At 37.2% G+C, this 4,565-nt stretch carries 6 protein-coding genes; 3 read left to right on the top strand and 3 right to left on the bottom strand.

The window, feature by feature from the left end; translation table 11 throughout:
• From DXD25_RS15850 to DXD25_RS15840, 3 genes are all read left to right on the top strand, one after another.
• The coding region (locus tag DXD25_RS15850) for an RHS repeat domain-containing protein (protein ID WP_233522362.1) at positions 1 to 253 on the top strand (253 nt) is incomplete at its 5' end.
• Positions 254 to 322: 69 nt separating this feature from the next.
• A complete protein-coding gene (locus tag DXD25_RS15845) occupies positions 323 to 970 on the top strand; it encodes a hypothetical protein (protein WP_117664338.1) in 648 nt (215 codons plus the stop codon).
• Positions 971 to 1,052: 82 nt separating this feature from the next.
• Positions 1,053 to 1,970: a hypothetical protein gene (locus DXD25_RS15840; protein WP_147327949.1), complete on the top strand. Its 918-nt coding sequence runs from the start codon at positions 1,053 to 1,055 to the stop codon at positions 1,968 to 1,970.
• Between the two features lie 117 nt (positions 1,971 to 2,087).
• Here the strand turns inward: DXD25_RS15840 and DXD25_RS17490 are convergent, their stop codons facing one another.
• The 3 genes from DXD25_RS17490 to DXD25_RS15825 all read right to left on the bottom strand — a co-directional run bounded on the left by DXD25_RS17490 (position 2,088) and on the right by DXD25_RS15825 (position 4,450).
• The gene (locus DXD25_RS17490) at positions 2,088 to 2,219 is read right to left on the bottom strand and encodes a hypothetical protein (RefSeq protein ID WP_255415707.1); all 132 of its coding nucleotides are present in this window, start codon (positions 2,217 to 2,219) and stop codon (positions 2,088 to 2,090) included.
• A 498-nt stretch (positions 2,220 to 2,717) separates the two neighbouring features.
• Positions 2,718 to 3,464, bottom strand: a complete 747-nt coding sequence (locus tag DXD25_RS15830; RefSeq protein WP_117664339.1) for a hypothetical protein — start codon at positions 3,462 to 3,464, stop codon at positions 2,718 to 2,720.
• A 35-nt stretch (positions 3,465 to 3,499) separates the two neighbouring features.
• Positions 3,500 to 4,450: a relaxase/mobilization nuclease domain-containing protein gene (locus tag DXD25_RS15825; RefSeq protein WP_117664336.1), complete on the bottom strand. Its 951-nt coding sequence runs from the start codon at positions 4,448 to 4,450 to the stop codon at positions 3,500 to 3,502.
• Between the last annotated feature and the right edge of the window lie 115 nt (positions 4,451 to 4,565).

Genomic DNA, 4,565 nt, shown 5'->3' with positions numbered 1-4,565 from the left:
GGCCCCGGATGGTGAGATTACCACCACATTCGAGTACGACGGTATCCAACGTCTCGTGAGGGTGACGGACACCGAGGGCAACGTGACGCCTCCTTTTACCTACGACCCGCTCGGCAACGTGCTCACCAAGCAGACGGCGAACATGGCGGAGAAAGGCAAGATGATTGCCTATACCTACGACTACCACCGTCTGACGGGTATCAGCTATCCTGACCATCCAGAAAATAACGTGAAGTATTACATAACCGTGTAAATAAAAAATAGAATTTCAATGATAGTACTCCTTAGGGAATACTATCATTGAATCGTAAAATTATAAATTATGATATTTGATAAAATAATAAAAGATTTACTTAATCTTAACTTTTTTTCTGAATATAAATTTAGAAAAAGAGACTCTTCCTTCTTGTTGAAGACAAAAGGTGGTAAGCAAATTATTGAGATGGATCACTGGATTGACGAAGCAACATCATCTCTCGTAATATACCCTATCTATGGTGTAAGATTCGATATTCTATCAAAATGGTTTGAGAAATTTAGTATGAAAAATTTGCAAGACCAAAGAGACGGAGCCAGTATCGATTTTTCTGGGGATATGCTATCTATGCAAGACAAGTTTTATTTCAACTTGAATGGGGAAAAATATGCAACCGATTTTAATGAATTACAAGCAAAAGTTCAAAAGTGTGCAGAATATGTCTTTTCAGAATATTCGTCACTTGATAAACTCTATAATAAAACAATATTGCCAATTTTAAACGGAGAGGTTTCTCTACCTGATGTTGGAGCTGACTGGATCTTTATTGATTTGGCTTTGTGTAAAATCGTAAATCCTTCAAATTTTCATAAGCTAAAACAGATAATTCTTTCCCATGTGAGAAAAATGTATATGTGTAAAGAACCGAACATATTGTATTATTATGATAATTTAGAAGATATTTTACAACATTTAGAATATACTCAATTATAAGTAGTGTTTTTTAGGATGCATATTCATTAGTGTCCCGATTTTAACGGGACACTAATGACTGCACATCATAACAACAATGAATATGTGGTATAAAGAAAAATATAGAATAGTAACAGAGAATCCATATAATAAGGAAAAATTAAATGGATTAGGTTTGGTTATTTACAGTGAATGGAAAGATTCGTTTGTAAACATCATCCAGAAAAATGAAATAAAGCATTTATTCCTGAACTATTCATTGGGATGGAAATGCTCAGACTATACTTTTTTACGATATATAAAGCCGATAGAAACATTAGAAATAATAGATACTCATTCTGTTGGAATTAAAAATGTTGAGCAACAGCATGAGTTGGTAACATTATGTTTGAATTTACCCAATGCTAATGATATTGATTATCATGCCTTTTACCATCTAAAAAATGTGTTTTGTTATGGTGATAAACGAAATGATTCTTTATTTTCTTGTAATAGTATAGAAAAACTATATATTGATGATTTTAGAATTGGGGATAAACATTGTATTGGAAATTTGAAAAACCTGAAAGATTTAACAATAGCTAATTCCAATATAACATCTCTATCTTTTGCGAAGGAACTATTGCAACTTAAAAGTTTAACTATACTAAATTGCAAAAAGGTACAGTCGTTTTCGGACATTTCTTTTCTTAGAAATTTAACAAGAATAGAGATTAGAGGCGTCAAAAAACTTCACGACATCAACTTTTTAGCAAACTCAAAAAATATTGAGGTTGTTATAATAGAAACAGATAAATTGGCTTCAATCAAGTCTTTGGCTGGTTTAAAAAGGATTAAAGCTCTTGCTTTATTTGGGAAAGATTTCTTAATAGAAGATATGGATTTGACACCTATATACAATTTAGAGCAGCTTTCAATGTTGGATATCCCTAACCGGAAATGTTACCCAGTAAAAATAAATTGTTATTGGAACTGGGATGATTATGGGGAAATCCGTAAAATTTGGTTGACAGAAAAATAAATTTACCAATTTTATTGAGATGAGGAGAGTGTAAAATAAGCTGCGTCAAGCTATAAAAGTTATAGTTAGACGCGGTTTATTTATATTTTTCTATACTTTCCTTAAGGGAATATAGTTCTACTTATCCTCTTTTGGGGGTTCATTACCGAACGAATCTATCAGAACAATATGATTGGCATCCTTCACCTTGTAGAAGGTATGCTCACCACTTGAAGGATGCACAAGCATCAGGATGTTGTAGTCAAGCACTTGGAAAGTTCCTCTTAACCTTTCCTGTTTGTTCTACTTTTCATTGTATGACTGTATCAACAAATAGGTACCATCAGCATTTAATGTGAGTGTTGTTTCAACATTAGGTGGTAACACACCGTTATAAGTTCCTGCTATGGAATCCAAGCTAACTCTATTTCCCAAAACTGCCGTATATTCTTCAAGCTTGATAGAATCAATACCTGAATCATTTTGTTCTGTGCCGCATAATATATAAGATGTAACAAATGAGATAACCAAAACTGCTATAATTATCTATTTCTTCTTCATAGCCATCATAAAAATAAAAAGTGCCCGCAATGTCAAACGAGTGGCATCACGGACACGGATGAATAGTTGAGAGTTGAATGAAAGTTAGTATGCTGAAACATTGTTGATGCACAGACAAGTTCTTGTACTATCGAACACGATACGGAGACCGTTCGTCTTTACTTTATCGAAGCGAAGGATGCGCTTGTAGCCGATGGTCGTTGTCTATTATTGCTTATTAATTTTCTTTTTAATTTCATTCGCCTCTTTAAATAGGCTATTAGCAATGCTATCTTTAATTGCTGCCATCTGTATCATTTCGTTATGATAGCGAATTGAGTCCTCGTAAATATTTACATGAGTTCTCACTTTCTCAATAACTTCTTTATTTGGGCATACAGAAAAGTTCTTTTCGATGTATCGAACATTTGGATCGTTAGATGGAAGAACCATCTTCAAAGCACGATATTTCAAGTCAGCCTCCTCCCAATCTTGATGCGCTCGCCATTGGTTGAGGTTGCCCCAAATGGAGATAACAAGAGATAGGACCAAGCCTCCGATGAAAAGAAGAACATACTTTGAAGTAGGCTCAAAGCGATGGGTTACAACTTTCTTTTGAGGTGAATTGTTCAACACTTCAAGTTTGTCCTGCAATGCCTTCGAGGAAACATCATTCTCTTGTCTCATCTGCTTGACTGCATCAACCAAGGACTTGCTTCGCTGCTCGTTTTGGGCAAGTTCAACCTTGATAAGGTCAGCAAAAACAACAATGGCATCTCTTAATTTGGATATTTTACCTCTGACATCCTCTTCCTTGCCAAACATAGCAATGATTAATTTCTCCAACTTGGTTATGTCTGCACTTGCAGGAACGTTTTCCGTTCCTGCGTTCTTTGTGGAGTCAGAAAGTTCATCGACTTTCTGCTCCAATCTCTCAACTGTGCCGTAGATGGCTTCCAATAGTTCTTCTTTCATATTTCTTTTGTTGTTTGAATGGTTTGTAACTTGCATCAAAGGCTAAAGCCTCTTCTGCGTTTCTTCTTTTTCTTCTTGGATGATTCATCCTCTGGGAATTGCTCAAAGGTCTGAGCATTGGCTGGAGCAAAAAGTCCAATGGAAGAAATACCATTCCATGGGTTTTGGCTGCTCTCCGACATGAATGACAACAGCTCGTCCTTGAAACTACCTTGCTCATATTGTTGAGTAGAAATGGCTCTTGCTGATACATGGTTCTCCGTTCCCTCTAATCTCGCATTCAGTTTGCCAAAGCTATAGTCTCGGCTAATCTGCGTACCCTTGAAACTATATCCGTCCTTACAGAAACGGATGCCTTGAACCTTGGTTCGCTCCTTATCCTTATAGACAAACTCTAAGTGAATACCTCGTTTTGCAAGCTCGCTCTTGAACTTCTGCCAACTATCTGAGTTATTCAAGGCACCTTTAACTGCATTGTGATTCTCGTATTTGGCACGCTCAGCATTGCGTAACTTGCGAGTATTAGTCTTGCTCTTATCCGTTCCATAAGTCAGCCCATATTTGGATTTTAGGACCTTGGTAACTTGCTCATTACGCCTGTAATCATTCCTGTCTGATATGAGCTTGCCATTGTTATTGATGCGGTTGTACACAATATGGCAATGTGGATTGTGCGTATTGTGATGCCTTACGATGAGAAATTGGGTATCGGTGATACCCATCATCTGCATGTATTCAAGGGCTATCTTAGCCATGAACTCATCCGTCAAACGTGGCCTGTCCTCTGGTTTGAAGCTCAATGCAATGTGTCCCACAGGCTTCTTTATCCTTGGATTTAGATGCCTTTGCAGCTCGAAACTTTGCGTTATCTCGGCATTCGTGCCGAGCAGAACACCATCGGAAGCAAGGATTTTCGCCTCGTCCTTGCCTGTCACATAGCGGATGCAACCACCAAAGGATGCCCCTTTCTTTAGCTTTCCTATCATGTGGTATCCTCCTTTCTGTTCATTCCGCTTGGCTTCGGTTTAGAACTTGCTTGGCGATACTCACCAAGGATGGATTTCAATCTTCTCAACAAGTCCACCACATATACATGGGTTT

This window comes from Prevotella sp. TF12-30 (assembly GCF_003436715.1).
GTDB lineage: Bacteria > Bacteroidota > Bacteroidia > Bacteroidales > Bacteroidaceae > Prevotella > Prevotella copri_A.
Note: the sequence above shows the minus strand (reverse complement) of the source record. Positions and strands in the feature narration are given on the sequence as shown.

Coding starts and splice junctions, on each gene's coding strand:
- DXD25_RS15845 (WP_117664338.1), top strand. CDS start 323: ATGATATTTGATAAAATAATAAAAGATTTACTTAATCTTAACTTTTTT.
- DXD25_RS15825 (WP_117664336.1), bottom strand. CDS start 4,450: ATGATAGGAAAGCTAAAGAAAGGGGCATCCTTTGGTGGTTGCATCCGC.
- DXD25_RS15840 (WP_147327949.1), top strand. CDS start 1,053: ATGTGGTATAAAGAAAAATATAGAATAGTAACAGAGAATCCATATAAT.
- DXD25_RS15830 (WP_117664339.1), bottom strand. CDS start 3,464: ATGAAAGAAGAACTATTGGAAGCCATCTACGGCACAGTTGAGAGATTG.